The sequence below is a fragment of the Glycomyces sp. NPDC021274 genome (assembly GCF_040641195.1).
Lineage (GTDB): Bacteria > Actinomycetota > Actinomycetes > Mycobacteriales > Micromonosporaceae > Glycomyces.
Genome location: NZ_JBFADC010000002.1, coordinates 232919 through 249332, shown reverse-complemented (window position 1 = coordinate 249332; position 16414 = coordinate 232919). Strand labels below are relative to the sequence as shown.

At 71.9% G+C, this 16414-nt stretch carries 14 protein-coding genes; 8 read left to right on the top strand and 6 right to left on the bottom strand.

Annotated features, from left to right (window positions below; all coding sequences use genetic code 11):
* Positions 1-225: 225 nt before the first annotated feature.
* Complete coding sequence (locus tag AB0I03_RS05060) at positions 226-2691, bottom strand: autotransporter-associated beta strand repeat-containing protein (protein ID WP_360406611.1); 2466 nt, start codon at positions 2689-2691, stop codon at positions 226-228.
* Positions 2692-2835: 144 nt separating this feature from the next.
* On the opposite strand from AB0I03_RS05060, the gene AB0I03_RS05055 reads away from it, so the two are divergent.
* Together AB0I03_RS05055 and AB0I03_RS05050 are read left to right on the top strand one after the other, a co-directional pair.
* Entirely contained in the window at positions 2836-3516 is a 681-nt protein-coding gene (locus AB0I03_RS05055) for an NAD(P)-binding oxidoreductase (protein WP_360406608.1), read from the top strand.
* Between the two features lie 72 nt (positions 3517-3588).
* Positions 3589-4515 carry an aminoglycoside phosphotransferase family protein gene (locus AB0I03_RS05050; RefSeq protein ID WP_360406605.1) on the top strand — a complete coding sequence of 309 codons (927 nt, stop codon included), beginning with the start codon at positions 3589-3591 and terminating at the stop codon, positions 4513-4515.
* A 116-nt stretch (positions 4516-4631) separates the two neighbouring features.
* Here AB0I03_RS05050 and AB0I03_RS05045 read toward each other — a convergent pair whose 3' ends face one another.
* The gene (locus tag AB0I03_RS05045; protein WP_360406602.1) at positions 4632-4880 is read right to left on the bottom strand and encodes a hypothetical protein; all 249 of its coding nucleotides are present in this window, start codon (positions 4878-4880) and stop codon (positions 4632-4634) included.
* Between the two features lie 229 nt (positions 4881-5109).
* On the opposite strand from AB0I03_RS05045, the gene AB0I03_RS05040 reads away from it, so the two are divergent.
* Complete coding sequence (locus AB0I03_RS05040) at positions 5110-5412, top strand: hypothetical protein (protein ID WP_360406599.1); 303 nt, start codon at positions 5110-5112, stop codon at positions 5410-5412.
* Positions 5413-5505: 93 nt separating this feature from the next.
* Here the strand turns inward: AB0I03_RS05040 and AB0I03_RS05035 are convergent, their stop codons facing one another.
* Entirely contained in the window at positions 5506-5955 is a 450-nt protein-coding gene (locus tag AB0I03_RS05035; protein ID WP_360406596.1) for a MarR family transcriptional regulator, read from the bottom strand.
* Between the two features lie 162 nt (positions 5956-6117).
* Between AB0I03_RS05035 and AB0I03_RS05030 the strand changes: the two genes are divergently transcribed.
* Genes AB0I03_RS05030 through AB0I03_RS05020 form a run of 3 tightly spaced genes read left to right on the top strand, consistent with a single transcriptional unit; the run spans position 6118 to position 8844 of the window.
* Positions 6118-6993 carry an NAD(P)-dependent oxidoreductase gene (locus AB0I03_RS05030; RefSeq protein ID WP_360406593.1) on the top strand — a complete coding sequence of 292 codons (876 nt, stop codon included), beginning with the start codon at positions 6118-6120 and terminating at the stop codon, positions 6991-6993.
* 33 nt (positions 6994-7026) lie between these two features.
* On the top strand, positions 7027-7719 hold the full coding sequence (locus AB0I03_RS05025) for a type 1 glutamine amidotransferase domain-containing protein (RefSeq protein ID WP_360406590.1): 693 nt from the start codon (positions 7027-7029) through the stop codon (positions 7717-7719).
* A 30-nt stretch (positions 7720-7749) separates the two neighbouring features.
* Positions 7750-8844: an NADH:flavin oxidoreductase/NADH oxidase gene (locus AB0I03_RS05020; protein WP_360406587.1), complete on the top strand. Its 1095-nt coding sequence runs from the start codon at positions 7750-7752 to the stop codon at positions 8842-8844.
* A gap of 52 nt (positions 8845-8896) precedes the next feature.
* On the opposite strand, the gene AB0I03_RS05015 is transcribed toward AB0I03_RS05020, so the two are convergent.
* The 3 genes from AB0I03_RS05015 to AB0I03_RS05005 form a co-directional block, all read right to left on the bottom strand.
* Entirely contained in the window at positions 8897-10429 is a 1533-nt protein-coding gene (locus AB0I03_RS05015) for an ABC transporter ATP-binding protein (RefSeq protein WP_360406584.1), read from the bottom strand.
* A gap of 169 nt (positions 10430-10598) precedes the next feature.
* Entirely contained in the window at positions 10599-12332 is a 1734-nt protein-coding gene (locus AB0I03_RS05010) for an ABC transporter permease subunit (protein WP_360406581.1), read from the bottom strand.
* An 8-nt stretch (positions 12333-12340) separates the two neighbouring features.
* Positions 12341-13867, bottom strand: coding sequence for an ABC transporter substrate-binding protein (locus AB0I03_RS05005; RefSeq protein ID WP_360406578.1), 1527 nt, complete (start codon positions 13865-13867; stop codon positions 12341-12343).
* Positions 13868-14068: 201 nt separating this feature from the next.
* Between AB0I03_RS05005 and AB0I03_RS05000 the strand changes: the two genes are divergently transcribed.
* Together AB0I03_RS05000 and AB0I03_RS04995 are read left to right on the top strand one after the other, a co-directional pair.
* Positions 14069-15967, top strand: a complete 1899-nt coding sequence (locus AB0I03_RS05000; RefSeq protein WP_360406575.1) for a glycoside hydrolase family 15 protein — start codon at positions 14069-14071, stop codon at positions 15965-15967.
* Between the two features lie 142 nt (positions 15968-16109).
* A complete protein-coding gene (locus AB0I03_RS04995; RefSeq protein ID WP_360406572.1) occupies positions 16110-16403 on the top strand; it encodes a hypothetical protein in 294 nt (97 codons plus the stop codon).
* Positions 16404-16414: the final 11 nt, after the last annotated feature.

Below are 16414 nucleotides of genomic sequence, written 5' to 3'. Positions count from 1 at the left end.
GCCTCGCGCCTCGCGCCTCGCGCCTCGCGCCTCGCGCCTCGCGCGGAAACGCGTAGACCTGTCGCGTTCAAGGCGGTCGGTTCGCGGATTTCAGGGCGGACCAGTGTCGTACCCCGGGAGTATTTTTGCTCCAGGGGTCCCTCTTGTGTCCGATTTGTGTAGACGCTCCGTGACACTCCCGGCCACGCCTTCCTTAAGCCGCCTTCAGGTGGCTTCAGCTCCGGTTCAGGTCCGGGCCTTCAGAATTGGAAGCTCCATCGTGGCATCGTCGGCCACCGCGCCCCTGCGGCGCCATCGGAACCAGGCCAGCAGGCCGAAACCCAGGAGCAGGAGGAGTATGACCGCACCGATCACATAGGCCCACCAGGGCAACCCGGCCGCATCGGCACCGCCTTCCGCCGCTTCGGCGGCCGCCTGCGGCTCGTCCGTCCGCAGGACGACCCGGTCGGCTTCGTAGGCGATCCGGTAACTCGCGCCGCCGATCGAGAGCTCGGCATCCTGCGCGAGATTGGCGAACGTCCCGGAGACACCGCCTGCGGCGGTGACGACGGAGATCTCCTCGGGGAGTGCGCCGCCCTCCTCGTAGGTGACCGCCAGCGTCCCGTCGAGAGCGGCCTCGCCCCCGACCGTGAGCCCCCCGTTCGAGCCCACGGTCAGGGTCGAAGCACCGCCGAGTGACAGGTCGCCGCCGACGCCGCTCGCGGCGTTAACCGTCAGGCCCTGGTCGACGATCAGGTCCCCGGCGAGTTCCGCCCCGGACTGTGCGACGCTCTCGCCGTCAGCGCCGTCTTGGCTCGCACTGTCGGCACCGGCGTCATCCGGATCGTCGCTGCCTTGATCGGCACCTTCCTCACCCGTGCCGTCCTGGGCAGCGGTACCGAGCGCCAGCACCCCCTCGGTGACGGTCCAAGCGCCCGCGGCGCTGCTCGTTCCCGAATAGGTCCATGTCCCCGCACCCGATTTGACAAGGCCGCCTTCGCCTTCGACCGCACCCGAATAAGCGGTGTCGCTCGCGCTGGCGACGGTGAGGCCGTCGGCGCCGAGCCGTACGTTCGCACCGGCCACCCCGCTGAGGTCGTTCACCGTCTGGCCTTCGACCTGCGAGAGGTCGAGCACCGCGGACTCGCCCGAGAGCGCGACATGTTCGGAGGCGGCCAGGTCCCCGCCGGTGAGCACGAGCGTGCCTCCCGAAACCGTGGTCGGACCGGTGTACTCGATGCCGCCGGTGAGCGTGAGCGTTGCCGACCCGGCCTGCTCGAGGCTGCCCGCGCCGCTGATGTCCTCAAGCGACGCCTCGTGCTCGACGTTGTCGACCACCAGAGCGCCCTCGTCGATGATCGCGGTGTGTTCGCCGCCGATGAGCAGCCAGCCGTCGCCGCCCTCCTCGCCGGCCCCGAGCCGCAGCACCGCACCGGCCTCGACCGTCGTCGCACCGTCGTAGTTCTGCTGGTCGGCGAAGGTGACCGCATTGCCGGCCGTGCCCGCGATGGTCACATCGCCGGCGCCGACGGCGTCCATCGTGTCGTGGAAGATCCCGCCCGAGATCGGCGCGTCGAGCCGGACCGGCCCGTTGTAGTCCAGGATTAGGTGACTGCGCATCCGCCTGGCGTGCATGTTGATGTACACCGTGTCGCGGTTGCCCGGCAGGAAGAACTCGTTGTCGGTGCCGTCACCCCACTGCACCAGCGCGCCCTCGATGTTGATGCCGCGCTTGTTGTGGTTGTGCGCGACGACCTCGTAGTTCAGACTCGGGTCCGACAGGGACGGATCGGTGTCCGGCCCGGAGTCGGCCCACGAGTAGACGCCGGAGACCACCACCTTGCTCCCGAAGATCTGCGAGTGGAAGTTGATGTCGTTGCCCCACTCGCGCGAGTAGAAGTCCACGTCGAGAACGGTGTCGTTGCCGTCCTGGGTGTCGATGATGAACGATCCCTGGTTCAGGACCGTGTCCACTTCGGGCATCGTCGAGAGGAATTCGCGCTGGCTGTAGTGGACGACTGTGCCGTTGTACAGGACCCCGGAGAAGGTGTGGTCTCCCGCCAGGGAGAGGCCGTCCCAGGTGTGGCGCGGCTGCACGATGAAACCGGACCCGCTGAGGTTGCCCGGGTGGTAGCGGCGGCCGTGCACCGCCACGATCAGCGTGCCGTCGACGTGGTGGTTCAGCGCGTTCCACTCGAAGTTCGGCAGGTCGTACGGGTAGTGGCCGAGCGTGCCGGTCGTTCCCGTGCCGTCGCCGTACTGGAGCGTGGCGCCGGCCTCGACCGTTACGGCGGGCGGGTCGGGATCCTCGATCGTGTTCCACCACCAGGGCTCGCCTCGCGCCTCGACCACTTGGCGCCGGCGGTCCTCGGGGATGCTGAAGTCCGAGTCGGCGGTGAGGACGAGCTTGCCCGACCCGCTGACGGTGAGGGTGCCGACGCCGCTGAGGTGGCCGCCGTAGACGATCTCCTCGCCGCTGCCGAGGTTGACGACGCTGTCGCCGTTGAGCACGACGTCTTGGCCGGCGCGGAGTCGGCCGGTGATGTCGGTGGCCGCCTGCGCCGGGGCGGCGACGAACGGAACGGTCAGGAACACGAGCGCTGCGGCGAGCAGCAGGCGCGCCCAGGACGCGGCGCGCGGCGCCGGGGCGGGTCCGGGGAGCGGCCTTGCTTGCAGGCCGCGCAGCGGTCCCGAAATGTGTGAATCACTCACGATGCAACAAGCTACCCGGTGTTTTTCAATGGTTTTCGGTGGGTGGCGCGGGCTCGGGGGTCTCGGACGGCCTCGTTGGCGAGTGCGGATGCGGTCCGCCGCAGAGCGGCCCGCGCCGCGGCGAGCGGGGTTAGGCTGGGCCGTATGCATGTCGTCATCGCCGGAGGGCACGGCCAGATCGCGCTGCGCCTCACCGAGATCCTGGCCGCCGAAGGGCATTCGGTCACCGGCCTCATCCGCAACCCGGACCACGCTGAGGACCTCACCGCGATCGGCGGGCGTCCTATCGTCCTCGACCTCGAGCAGGCCGACGCCGAGCACCTCAGCGGACTCCTCGCCTCAGAGATGTACGGGGAGGTCGACGCCGTGGTCTTCGCGGCGGGTGCGGGCCCCGGCAGCGGGGCTGCACGGAAGGACACCGTGGACCGGGCGGCGGCGGTGCTGCTGGCCGACGCGGCCGAGCGGGCGGGCGTGCGCCGCTTCCTGCAGATCTCCAGCATGGGCGCCGATTCGGAGCCCGATCCGAGCCGCGACGAGGTGTGGGCGGCGTACATCGAGGCCAAGGCCGCCGCTGAGGAGGACCTGCGTGCCAGGGACCTCGACTGGATCATCCTGAGGCCCGGTTCGCTCACGAACGACGAGCCGACCGGCCGGGTGCATCTCGCCGAGCCGCCGGTGGGTCGCGGTGACGTCACCCGCTCCGATGTGGCCGCCGTGGTGGCCGAGCTTTTGCGCCGTCCGGCGGTGTCTCGGCTGGTCCTGGAGCTGCGGAGCGGTGACACTGCGGTGACCGAAGCGGTGGACGCGCTCGCCTCGTCGGACTGATCACGCCGGTCTGCTTGCCTCCCATGCGTATGCGGATTGCGGTGGCAAAAGGCGTTGCTCGATACTGTACCGATGCGATTCGGTGTGGTTCCCTCCTCCGTCCGCCGCGACGTCCTCGCCTGGCACGGCAGTGCCGGCCAGGCCTGGCTCGACGGCCTTCCCAAGACGGTCTGGCGTCTGCAGCGGCTGTGGTCGCTGCGGACGGACGGGCCGCCCTACGGCGGCGGCAGCCACTCCTATGTGGTCCCGGTGCGGCGGGAGTCCGGTGAGCAGGCGGTCCTCAAGGTCATCTACCGCGACGAGGAGAACGCCGCCGAACCGACCGCGCTGCACCTGTACGCCGGCGACGGCGCGGTGCGCCTGCACGAGTACGACCCGGAGACCGGAGCGATGCTCCTGGAACGGGCCGTCCCCGGCAATCGCCTCAAGTCGACGCGCTTCTTCGGCCACCGCACCCCGGAGGCGGCATGGCGGCGGATCGGTATCGCCTGCGGCCTCTACCGGCGGCTGTGGCGGCCGGTGGAAGCCGTTGAGGGATTCCCCGAGTTCCCGGCCGCCACTGCGATGCTGGACCTGTGGCGCTCCGAATACGGTGACCTGCGAGGGGCCGCGCGGCAGGGCCCGGCCGCGGCCCGCCTCGACCTCGCGCTCGATCTGTGCGACCGGATCGGAGACCCGCCTGAACTGGGCATCGGCAACCGCGACACCCACCTGGGCAACATCGTCTCGGCCGAGCGCGAACCGTGGCTGGTCATCGACCCGAAGCCGTACCTCGCCGAACGGGCCTTCGACGGCGGGTACCTGCTGTTCATGCTGCAGCACCACGGTCCGCACAGCGGTGGCGAACTGCTCCACGCGGTCGCGGACGGCCTCGGCGTCGACGCCGAACGCCTCCGCGCCTGGGCGCTCCTGCGCGCCGTCGACAACCTGACCGAAGCCGAGGGCGAGCGGGACATCGCCGCGGCCGAGGCGACCGTGGACGCCCTCGCACGGGCGTGACCGCTTCGACGTCCGCTGAGTCGGCGTTGCCGCGCAGCTCGTTCGAGTGATAACGCCCGGGTCGGATTTCCGACTCGCAGCCGAGTCGTCCAGTCGTCGAACGCTCCCTTCAGGAATCAGTCACGCGGTGTGCGGCGGCTCGCGAGGAGGCCGCGCAGACCGATCGCGCCGATGGCGACGCCGAGCCCGAACGAGGTGACAGCGAGTGTCAAGTGGACCCAGAAATACCCGGTCGGATCGCCGGCGGCGTCGAACGCCAGGCCGCTGACGTCCTCGAACAGGTTTTTTACAAAGGTTGTCCAAATCGCCAAGGACCACACGCCGAAGGCGAGCAGGAACACCGAGACCGGGCGGCTGAGCTTCATGGCACCAGTATCCGGCCGCAATGGCGGGCGGACTTTTCGGGCGCGCCGCACCGGCCGCCGGTCACGTTCCCCACCGAGTCGCACCGTTCCCTCTTTCGGTCCGCCTGGTGCGCCTACTATCCTGGTCTTTGCAGACCCGGTGTCACTCTGTGCGGCACTTGCGTGCATACCGTGGTCTGCGATGATGGAGACCGGAATGTCATCAATGCAAGGAATGGCTGGCCCGGACATGAGCGGACACGACGAAGCCTCATTGCCAGACGGATACCCCGACCCCGAAGTCGTGGGCTGGGCGCGTTCCGAGGACCTCGAGTACGCCGGCCTCCACATCAGAATGACCATCACCCCGGGCGACCGGATCGTGCAGTTGTGGGAGCTGGCCGACGGCCGCCCCGTCCGCTGGCTCGGCAACGTCTTCCGCGTCGAGTCCGAACCGCCGGTCCTCAAGCTCAACTACCGCTACGAGAAGCAGCTCAACCGCGCCGAGCGCGATGTCGTGGCCCGCGCGGGCGCCAAGTTCTGGAAGGGCTGAGCCCCGCAACCGCCGCCCGTCCCGGTGTCCGCGGGCGGCCCGAAAACCTTGCGGCGCAGTGGTCGGCGAGCAGCAGCGCTGAACGACCGCCGCTCAGTCGGTCCCGATGCGTTCCAACGCTTCGACCAGCGGCGTGAACTCAGGGTTCTTCCGCGCCTCTTCGAGCGCCTCCGCCAGCGCCCGGTCATGGGTCGGCGTCGCGTCGGTGAGGAGTTTGCGTCCGGACTCGGTGACGTCGGTGTAGATGCCGCGCCGGTCATCGGCGCAGATGGTGCGCTGCAGCAGCCCTCGGTCCTCCATGCGGGTCACCAGGCGCGTGGTCGCGCTCTGGCTCAGCACGACCGCTTCCGCGACCTGACGCATCTGCAGGTGCCTGCCCGGGGCCTGCCGGTCGAGGACGGTGAGGAGCGAGAACTCCCGCACTGAGAGGCCGTGCGCGGCCTCGAGTCGGCGTTCGATGTGGTCGGCGATGCCGTCGTGCAGTGCGGAGAGGGCGCACCAGTGCTGGGCCAGCGCGGTGCTGGGGGTCGCTGCTGTACTCACGATGCTCCTCCGGCTCGGTCCGTTCGTGTCGATACTAGCGCACCGCGACATAAGTCCCTCGAAGATAATCGTCGCTTGCATTAGTCGGCGTCTGCAAGTATCGTGGGTCGCGGCAGTTCCGACACCACGCACGCCCGCAAGGGCCTGAGGACAGGAGAACCGATGAGCGACAAGGCGACCGTGGGCGTCCTGGGCACCGGCATCATGGGGGCCGCGATGGCCCGCAACCTCGCCCGCGCCGGACACGAGGTCACGGCCTGGAACCGCAGCCCCGAGAAGGCCGCACCGCTCGCCGCGGACGGCATCCGCATCGCCGCCACCCCCGCCGAAGCCGTCGCGGAGGCCGACGCGATCGTGACCATGCTCCACGACGGCCCCGCCGCGCTCGACGTCATGCGCCAGGCCGCCCCCGCACTGCGTCCCGGCGCGCGGTGGATCCAGTCGACCACCGCCGGCATCGAGGGCATCGCCGACCTGGCCGCCTTCGCGGCCGAACACGGCCTCGTGTTCTTCGACGCGCCCGTCCTCGGCACCCGCGAACCCGCCGAGGCCGGCAAGCTCACCGTGCTCGCCGCCGGGCCGAACGACGACTCGGCCGCGAACGCCGTGTTCGACGCCGTCGGCGCGACGACCGTGTGGACCGGCGAGAACGGCGCCGACGGCTCCGCGTCCCGCCTCAAGCTCGTCGCCAACAGCTGGGTCCTCGTGCTCACCCACGGCATCGGCGAAGTCCTCGCGCTGGCGAAAGGCCTCGGCGTCGACCCGAAGCGGTTCTTCGCGCTCATCGAAGGCGGCCCGCTCGACGCCGGGTACGCCCACACCAAGGGCGGCCTGATCCTGGGCGGCGACACCGCGAACACCAGCTTCGGCCTGGACACGGCCGTCAAGGACGCGCGCCTCATCGTCGAGGCCGCCCGCGCGAACGGCGTCCGCCTCGACCTCGGTGAGGCCGGGCTCGAACGGTTCCGCCGCGCCTCAGCGCAAGGTCACGGCGGCGAGGACATGGCCGCGTCCTATTTCGCGAGCTTCAACGAATAGCAAGCACTGCAACGACAACGAGAGGAAACGATCGTGGCGAAGATCCTGTTCATCATGACCGCGGCCGACGAGTGGACCCTGAACGACGGCACCAAGCACCCCACCGGCTACTGGGCCGAGGAGGCCGTGGTCCCGCTCGAGGCGCTCAAGCACGCCGGGCACCAGGTCACCGTGGCCACCCCCGGCGGCGTGGTGCCGCCGGTCGACGCGGCGAGCCTCACCGACGAGGCCAACGGCGACGCCGAGACCGCAGCGCACCTGCGCACCGTGGTCGCCTCGGCCGACGAGTTCGCGAAACCCGTCGACCTCGACGGCGTGGACCTCGCCGACTACGACGCGGTGTACGCGCCCGGCGGCCACGGCCCCATGGAGGATTTGGCCGTCAACGCCGACGCCGGGCGGCTGCTCGCCGGGGCCCTCCGCGCGGGCAAACCGGTCGGCCTGGTCTGCCACGGCCTCGCGGCGCTGCTCGCCGCCGACGAGGACGGCGTGAACGCCTTCGCGGGCTACCGCGCCACCGGGTTCACCAACGCCGAAGAGCGCCTCGCGCACCTCGCCGACAAGGCCCCGTGGCTGCTCCAGGACCGGCTCGAGGCCGCCGGGATCGACTTCGTGGCCGCCGACCCGTTCACCGCGCACGTCCAGGTCGACCGCAACCTCGTCACCGCCCAGAACCCGCAGTCGTCCGCCGCCGCAGCCGAAGCGCTCACCGCCCTCATCGGCTAGCGGTCCGCCCGAAACCTCAAGGGAGCCACCGTGACCAGCAACCTGTTCACCGCGATCACACTGCGCGGGACCACCGTCCCGAACCGGATCTGGATGGCGCCGATGTGCCAGTACAGCGCCGCGACCACCGGCCCCGCGACCGGCGTGCCGAACGACTGGCACATGCAGCACTACGGCGCCCGCGCCACCGGCGGGCCCGGCCTGATCCTGGTCGAGGCCACCGCCATCGCGCCCGAAGGCCGCATCAGCCCCTACGACCTCGGCATCTGGAACGACGCCCAGGTCGAAGGGCACCGCCGGCTCACCGCGTTCATGCGCGAGCAGGGCGTCGTCCCGGGCATCCAGATCGCCCACGCCGGCCGCAAGGCCAGCACCGACAGCGAAGCCCACGGCGGCGGTCCGCTCGACCCGGACCGGGGCGGCTGGGAGACGGTGGCGCCCAGCGCGATCGCGTTCAGCGGCGACCACGCCGTGCCGCACGAGCTGAGCATCGAGGAGATCGGCGGCGTTGTCACCGCCTTCGCCGACGCCGCCCAGCGGGCGCTCGACGCCGGGTACGAGGTCATCGAAGTGCACGCCGCGCACGGCTACCTCGTCCACGAGTTCCTCTCGCCGGTCTCGAACCGCCGCGAGGACGCGTACGGCGGGGACTTCGAGCGCCGCGCCCGCCTCCCGCTCGCGATCGCCGACGCGGTGCGCGCGGCGGTGGGGGAGCAGGTGCCGGTGCTGTTCCGGCTCTCGGCGACCGACTGGATCGAACCCGACGGCTGGACCGCCGACCAGACCGTGCGCCTCGCCGCGCTGCTGCACGAGCACGGCGTCGACCTGATCGACGTCTCGACCGGCGGCAACATCCCGGATGCCCGCATCCAGACCGGCCCCGGCTACCAGGTGCCGTTCGCCGAGCGGATCCGCCGCGAGACCGGGATGCCGACGGCCGCCGTCGGCCTCATCACCGAGGTGCAGCAGGCCGAGAAGATCCTCGTCGACGGCGAAGCCGACGCCGTCCTGCTCGGCCGCGAGCTCCTGCGCAACCCGTACTGGCCCCGCCAGGCCGCGCACGAACTCGGCGACCCGCACCCGCTCCCGCGCCAGTACCGCCGCGCCGAGCGCAAGCCGGTGTGAGCACCGGTCGGGAGGCGGCCCGCCTCCCGGCCGGCCGCCCGAACACCGAGCCTCAGACCGGCTCTGACGCCGTTCCGTCCCGAACGCCGAACTCGTCGCAGACCTCCTGCGTCGGTCCACATCGGACGATCCGGCCATGCTCCATCACCGCCACGCGATGCGCGAAACCCCGCACCGCCTCCAAGTCATGGCAGATGAACAGATAACTCACACCCAGCCGCTCCTGCAAGCCGATGAGCAGATCGAAGACCTCCCGGCGCAGCGGCGCGTCGAGCGCCGAAGTCGGCTCGTCCAGCACCAGGAGCCGCGGATCGCTCGCCAGCGCCCGCGCGATGTTCACGCGCTGGCACTGGCCGCCCGAGAGCTCGTGCGGGCGACGGTCGGCGAGTTCCTCGCCGAGTCCGGTGAGCGCGAAGAGCTCCCGCACCTTCGCCGGACCCGACGCGGGGTCCCAGCGGCGCTGCACCCGCAGCGGCTCGGCCACGGCCTCCGCGGCCGAAAGTCGCGGACTGAGCGAGCCGTACGGGTCCTGCAGCACCGGCTGGAACCGCGGGCGGAACGCCCGCAGGTCGCGCTCGGCCATCCCGGTGAGGTCGCGGCCCTCGAAGCGGACCGTGCCGCTCGCGGGCCGCAGGAGCCGCAGGACCGCGGCGCCGGTCGACGACTTCCCTGAACCCGAGGGGCCGATGAGCGCCAGTGTCTCTCCGGCCGCGATGTCGAAGGACACGCCGTCCACTGCGCGCTGCCCCTGGCGGCGTCCCTTGCCGATCCGGTGGTGCAGCGGCACATGTGACATGTGATATTCCACCGTCAGATCGCGGACCTCCAGCAGCGCCGCCGGATCCTGCAAGGGCGCCCGCGGTGCGACCACCGGTCGCTCCCGGTTCGCGTCGGCGAGCAGCCGGCCCTCCTCGATGGCGAGCACCCGGTCCGCGTACTCGTCGACCACCGCCAGGTCATGGGTGATGACCAGCATGCCGGTGCCCGTTGCGGCGCAGCGGTCCCGCAGGAGGTCGAGGATCTGCGTCCGGGTCCGCACGTCGAGCGCCGTGGTCGGCTCGTCGGCCACGATGAGTTTCGGAGAGGCGGCCGTGGCGAGGGCGATGACGGCGCGCTGGCGCATGCCGCCGGAGAACTGGTGCGGGTAGTCGCGGGCGCGGGCGGCCGGATCGGGGATGCCGACGGCGTCGAGTGCGTCCACTGCGGCCCGGCGCGCGGCGTCCCTGCCGATGCCGCGCACCGAGGCGATGGCCCCCGCGATCTGGTCGCCGACCCGGTGGACCGGACTCAGCACCGTGAGGGCGTCCTGAGGAACGTAGGCGAGGGTGCGGCCCCGGAGCCCGCCGAGCACCGCCTGGCTGGCGCCGAGGACCTCGGTGCCGTCGAGCACCGCGCTGCCCGACGCGTGCGCCGACGCGGGCAGCAGTCCGAGGATCGCCTTGGCGGTCAACGACTTCCCGGCGCCTGAAGCGCCGACGAGCGCGACGATCTCGCCGGGGTCGATGCTGAAGGAGATGCCGCGCACGGCCTCCGTCCGTCCGATCGCGACGCGGAGGTCACGGACATCGAGGAGCGGTTCGCTCACGGGGCCTTCACCTTTCCGAGTGACACGCTGCGGCGCCGGACTGCCGGACACGGGCTCCAGTGCCGGTCGTTTCGATCGGGTGCCATGCCACTAGGCCGGGGACCCCGGTTCCCGAAGTGAGGGCCGAGGGGAACGGCGTGAACGGCGGCGGTTTCCGGAGAGCGGGTGCTCATGCGAACGCCGCCTTCCGGCGCGGCATGCGCGTGAGGTTCGCGCCCGAGACCGTCAGCGCCGCAAGGAATGCGATCGCCACGGCCGGAGCCAGCGCGGCGGCGGGCGCGACCTCCACATAGGCGCGGGACTCCTCCAGCAGGAGTCCCCATTCGGGGGTCGGCGGCTGCGTGCCGAGCCCCAGGAACCCCAGGGACGCGAGCGCCAGCGCGATGCCGGGCAGCCGCAGCACCGCGTGCCGCGCCAAGGGCCCGGCCACTTCCGGCAGGACGTGCCGGACGGTGATCCAGGCCGGGCTCGCGCCGAGCGCCCGCTGCGCGGTCAGATATGAAGCGGCCCTGGCCTCCTGCGTCAGCGCGGCGGCGTGTGCGGTGAGGGTCGGCCAGGACACGAGCGCCACTGCGATCGCCGCGCCCACGGTGCCAGGGCCGAGCGCCGCCGCCACGAGGACGCCGGCGAGGACCGGGGGGACCGCGTTCGCGATGTCCGCGACGCCCGCCGAGACGCGCGGCGCGAAGCCGAGCGCGAGCGAGAGTGCGAATCCGAACGCGGTCACTGCGACCGCCGCGCCGACGGTGTGGGCCGCGCCGTGGCCGAGGCGGGCGAGCACGTCGCGGCCGAGCGCGTCCGTGCCGAGCGGGTGCGCCCACGACGGGTGCAGCAGTTTCGCCGTGACGTCCAGGGCGAGCGGATCGCGGAGGAGACCCCACGCCACGGTCAATGCCAGGACGGCAGCGAGTGCAGCCGGCACCGCGTACTGGCGGCGGCCGGTAGGCGCGCGCGGCGGCGGGGGCGGGGTGAGCGCGGCGTCGCGCAGGCCGGAGCCGAGCATGGCGCGCCGGGCCAGATGGCCGAGGGCCCCGGCGGCGAGTCCGAGGCACATGAGCGCAAGTACGGAGCCTTGCAGCAGCGGCAGGTCCTGGGACTTCGCCGCCCCCAGGGCGGTCCGGCCGATCCCGGGCACCGCGAAGATCGTCTCGACCGCCACGGCCCCGCCGGTCAGCCCGACGACCACCAGCCCGAACTGCGGCATTACCGCGGGCAGGGCGCGCCGCAGTGCGCCGGCCGCGATCCGTCCCCGCGTGACGCCCGCCGATCGCCACAGCGCCACCCAGCGCTCGTCGAACGCGCCCGGGAGCGCGTCGCCGATGAGCCTGCCGAGCACTGCCCCGCCCGGAACGCCCATGGCGACCGCGGGCAGCACGAGGTTCGCGGGCCCGCTCCAACCCGAGGTCGGCAGCCAGCCGAGCCAGACGCCGACGACGATGAGCCCGACCGTGGCGATGAGGAATTCGGGGCTGGCCGCCAGGACCGCGCCGATCGCGCCGCCGGGGCGGCCTTCGCCGAGCGTGCCGCGCGCGCCCTGCCAGACGGTCCTGGCGCAGAGCGCAGCCGCCACGAGCAGCGCCACCGCGAACGCGCCGGCCATGAGCGTCAAGGAGGTCCCGAGCCCGGAGGCCACCGCGGGCCCGACGGGGAAACCGGAGGTCCAGGAGGTGCCCAGGTCACCGCGGAGCAGGTCCGCGGCCCATCGGCCCAGGAGCGCCAGCGGCCCGGCGTCGAGTCCGAGGTCGGCGCGGATCGCGTCGAGCGCCTCCGGGGTCGCCTCCTGCTCGGCGGACCTGGCGCGGAGCACGGTGAGCGCCGGGTCCTTGCGCGAGAGCCACGGCAGCAGGCCCACGACGGCGAGCAGCACTGCCAAGGCGCCCAGCCGGGCGAGGACGATCCGCATGCCGCCGCCTACGCCACGCTGGTCTCGGGGCCGACGAGTTCGCGTTCGCGGGGGTCCTTGATGGACCCGGTCACGCCTGCCGCGTCACCCTGGATGACCCGCTCGTGCAGGAGCGGGATCGCCGCGTCGGCGTTGAGGATCGCGGTCTCGGCCGCGAGCACGGCCGCGCGGCGTTCGTCGCCGGGCACGGTCGCGGACGCGGTGTCGAGGGCTGCGTCCACGCCGTCGTCGGCGAACTGGGAGAGGTTGAACGAGCCGTCGGAGGCGAAGTCGGAGAACATGTACGCGACCGGGTCGCCGGAGTCGAGGACGGTGGCGCGCGAGAGCAGGAACGCGTCGAACGCACCGTCGAGCGCGTCGGCCTCGATGTTCGCGTATTCGCGGATGTCGAGCTCCACGGTGAATCCGGCGTCTTGGAGCTGCTGCTGGAGGACCTGGGCGACCTCGGGCAGCTCGGCGCGGTCGGTGAAGGTGCCGAGCGTGATCGCGGTCCCGGCCGCGTCCGTGGCGGTGGCGGGCTCGGTGCGGCCGGAACGCTCGGCGGCCCACGGGATCGCCGGGCCGAGCAGGCCCTCGGCGAGGTCGGCGCGGCCGTCGTAGACCCCGTCCACGATGGTGGCGGCGTCGATCGCCTCGCGGACGGCGGCCCGCATGGCCGGGTCGCTGAACGGCCCGGCGGAGCAGTTGAGGTAGAGCGTGCAGGTGCGCGGCATGGGCACTTCGGTGATCTGATCCGGCTCGAGCAGGCCGGCCTGGGAGACCGGGATGGACTCGACGATGTCGGCCTCGCCCGCGCGGAGCTTCCCGGCCCGTGCGGTGCCGTCGGGCACGAACGACGCGTCGATGCCCGCGGCCAGCACTTCGCCGCCCCACCAGTCCTCGTTGCGGTCGAGCGTGGCCGAGGAGGTGCCGTCGACCGAGATGAGGACGAACGCGCCGGTGCCCGCGCCGACCGGGTCGACGATCCCGTCGCGGTAGGCCTTCGCCGCGAGGATCGCGAGCTGCGGTGAGGACATGCGGTGGGGGAGCAGGGGGTCGGTGTCACCGGTGGTGATCGCGACCGTGTTGCCCGCGACCGCCACGGTGAGGTCGACGCCGTCGAGGATGCGCGGCTTCGGCGCCGCCTGGGCGGCGGCGGTGAGGGCGTTGGCGACGGCTTCGGCGGTCAGGGGCGTGCCGTCGTGAAACGCGACGTCCTCACGGAGGGTGAAGGTCCAGGTGGCGCCGTCCTGCGTCCAATCGGTGGCGAGCCACGGCAGCGCGTTCCCGTCGGCGTCGAGGACGACGAGGGTCTCGGCGGTGGCCCAGCGGGAGAGTTTGAAGGCGTCGTCGGACAGCGGCGAGAGCCCGGAGCGGGGCGGCTGCATGTGGGCGACCCTGATGCGGCCGGAGGCGTCGGCCCCCTCGGAGCCTTCGGCGAAGCAGGCGGCCAGGCCGAGGACGGGCACGGTGGAGGCGGCTGCGAGGAGCGAACGACGGGAGACAGGCAAGGGAGGACTCCAGCGGGGAGGTGCGGACGGTGCGTCCCGAACCATATACAAATGAAAACCGTATTCATTTCTCGAGGTCCCGGACTTGCTCCGCATCACAAAACCGGATCCCGTTTCACCTGTCTCGACCCCAGCGCCGGAGAGGTGGTATGTCACATATTCCGCCGCGGATCATGGAAACATGGTCGCCGGTGCTCCCGTTTTCGGACCATCGCACCGCCAGTGCCGGAGACGAGGAGCCGCGCCATGCACGACGACACCACCACAGCGGACGCCGCTTCAGGGACCGGTCGCCCCATTGAGGACTACGCGCTCCTCTCCGACCGCCATGCCGCCGCACTGGTCTCCGCCGACGGTTCCATCGACTGGCTGTGCCGCCCCCGGTTCGACAGCCCCGCCGTCTTCGGCCGCCTCCTCGACCCTGAAGCCGGGCACTGGTCGATCCGGCCCGCCGCCCCGTTCCACACCGAACGCTCCTATGTGGGCGACACCTTCGTCCTCCGCACCGTCTTCACCACCGACACCGGCACCGTGCACCTCACCGACGCACTCGCGCTCGGCCCCGCCGACACCGCCGGCAATGCCGCCCAAACGAACGCCGTGGACGACGACGCTGACGAGCGCCTCCTGCTCGCGGCCCACGCACCGATCGCGACCCTCCGCGTCCTCGAATGCACCGCAGGCGAGATGGACCTCGACTTCGCCTTCCGTCCCAGGCCCGAATACGGGCTCGTCACCCCCATCCTCACCGCGGTCCCCGGCGGGGTGCTCGCCACCGGCGGGCCCGTCCGCACCGTCCTCACCAGCCCCGCCGACCTCGCCTTCGGACACCAGGGCGCCACCGCCCGCCTCCGCCTCCGCGCGGGCGACCGCCTGCGCTTCGCCGCCCAGACCACCGGCCTCGCCGACGACCCGCCCGCCACCTGGACGCCCGAGGCGGTCGACGCCGCCCTCGCCGAGACCGTGCAGGGCTGGCAGGACTGGAGCGACGCCCACCCGCCCTGGGAAGGCCCCCTGCCACACCTCGTCACCCGCTCGATCCTCGTCCTCGAAGCACTCCGCTACCAGCCCACCGGCGCCATCGTCGCCGCACCCACCACCTCGCTGCCCGAGGCCGTCGGCGCGGGCCGCAACTGGGACTACCGGTACGCGTGGGTGCGCGACGCCAGCTTCACGGTGCAGGCGCTCGCCGCCGCCGGGTGCCACGGCGAGGCCGTCGAGTTCTTCGAGTTCATGACGCACGCCGCCGCCCGCTACAAACCCGAGACGCCGCTGCAGATCATGTTCGGCATCGGCGGCGAGCACGACCTGTCCGAACGGGAACTCGGCCACCTCTCCGGCTGGCGCGCTTCACGTCCCGTCCGTGTCGGCAACGCCGCCTGGCTCCAGCCGCAACTCGACGTCTACGGCGAGCTGCTCGACGCCGCCTGGCACCTGCGCGGCCACCTCCGCCGCCTCGACGACACCGCGCGCCACTTCCTTGCGGGCGTCGCCGACGCCGCCGCCGACCAGTGGGAGCAGCCCGACCAGGGCATCTGGGAATCGCGCGGCCTGCCCCGGCACTACACCTACTCCAAGCTCATGTGCTGGGTCGCGCTCGACCGGGCCGTCAAGTACGCGCGCCTGCTCGACATCGAAGGCGACGCCGCGCCGCGCTGGGAGGCCGAACGCGACCGCGTGCGCGAGGCCATCGAGACGCGCGGCTGGAACCCCGGCATCGGGGCGTTCTGCGCTGCCTTCGACGGCGACGACCTGGACGCGGCCGTCCTCAGCATGCCCGCCGTCGGCTTCCTCCCCGGGGACGACCCGCGGCTCGTGTCGACGGTGGACGTCATCGCGGCGCGCCTGCGCGACCCGCGAGGCCTGGTGCGCCGCTACGAGTCGGGCACCGACGGGTTCGAGGGAGCGGAAGGGTCGTTCGTGATGTGTACGTTCTGGCTTGCCCAGGCGCTCGCCCTCACCGGCCGGCCCGGGCCCGCCCGCGACGCCTTCGCCGTGGCCGCGGCCTGCGCGAACGACCTCGGCCTCATGTCCGAAGAGGTCGACACGGCCTCAGGTGCGATGCTCGGCAACTTCCCGCAGGCCTTCAGCCACATCGGCCTCATCAACGCCGCCGTGGCGATCCGCGACGCCGAACGCCGCTGAAACGGCGCTGGCGCGCGTGTCGCGAACCCGTCCCCGCGGATCGTGAAAAGTCCTCCAAAGGGACAGGCGGGGACGATACGGTGAGGACGAGCCGCGCCGTCGCGCAGGCTCGCAACGGGGACACACTGAGGAGGCCGGCGACATGGCCGCGCACACGGAGCACGCCGCGCACACGCACGACCACGGCAAGGACTGCGGCCACACCGCGGTCCCGCACGGCGACCACACCGACTACGCCCACGACGGGCACATGCACAAGATCCACGGCGAACACGTCGACGAATGCGAACCGCAGGGCCACCACGTCCACGACGGCCACGCCCACCAGCACGGCGAGGACTGCGGGCACCTCGCGGTCGCCCACGGCGACCACACCGACTACGCGCACGACGGCCACCGCCACGCCGCCCACGCCGGGCACTGGGACGACCACTGATCCCGGATCGA

Bases quoted from the DNA above. Each gene is read 5' to 3' on its own strand.
- AB0I03_RS05055 (WP_360406608.1), top strand. From the start codon at position 2,836: ATGCATGTCGTCATCGCCGGAGGGCACGGCCAGATCGCGCTGCGCCTC.
- AB0I03_RS05050 (WP_360406605.1), top strand. From the start codon at position 3,589: ATGCGATTCGGTGTGGTTCCCTCCTCCGTCCGCCGCGACGTCCTCGCC.
- AB0I03_RS05045 (WP_360406602.1), bottom strand. From the start codon at position 4,880: ATGAAGCTCAGCCGCCCGGTCTCGGTGTTCCTGCTCGCCTTCGGCGTG.
- AB0I03_RS05040 (WP_360406599.1), top strand. From the start codon at position 5,110: ATGAGCGGACACGACGAAGCCTCATTGCCAGACGGATACCCCGACCCC.
- AB0I03_RS05030 (WP_360406593.1), top strand. From the start codon at position 6,118: ATGAGCGACAAGGCGACCGTGGGCGTCCTGGGCACCGGCATCATGGGG.
- AB0I03_RS05010 (WP_360406581.1), bottom strand. From the start codon at position 12,332: ATGCGGATCGTCCTCGCCCGGCTGGGCGCCTTGGCAGTGCTGCTCGCC.
- AB0I03_RS05005 (WP_360406578.1), bottom strand. From the start codon at position 13,867: ATGGTTCGGGACGCACCGTCCGCACCTCCCCGCTGGAGTCCTCCCTTG.
- AB0I03_RS05000 (WP_360406575.1), top strand. From the start codon at position 14,069: ATGCACGACGACACCACCACAGCGGACGCCGCTTCAGGGACCGGTCGC.
- AB0I03_RS04995 (WP_360406572.1), top strand. From the start codon at position 16,110: ATGGCCGCGCACACGGAGCACGCCGCGCACACGCACGACCACGGCAAG.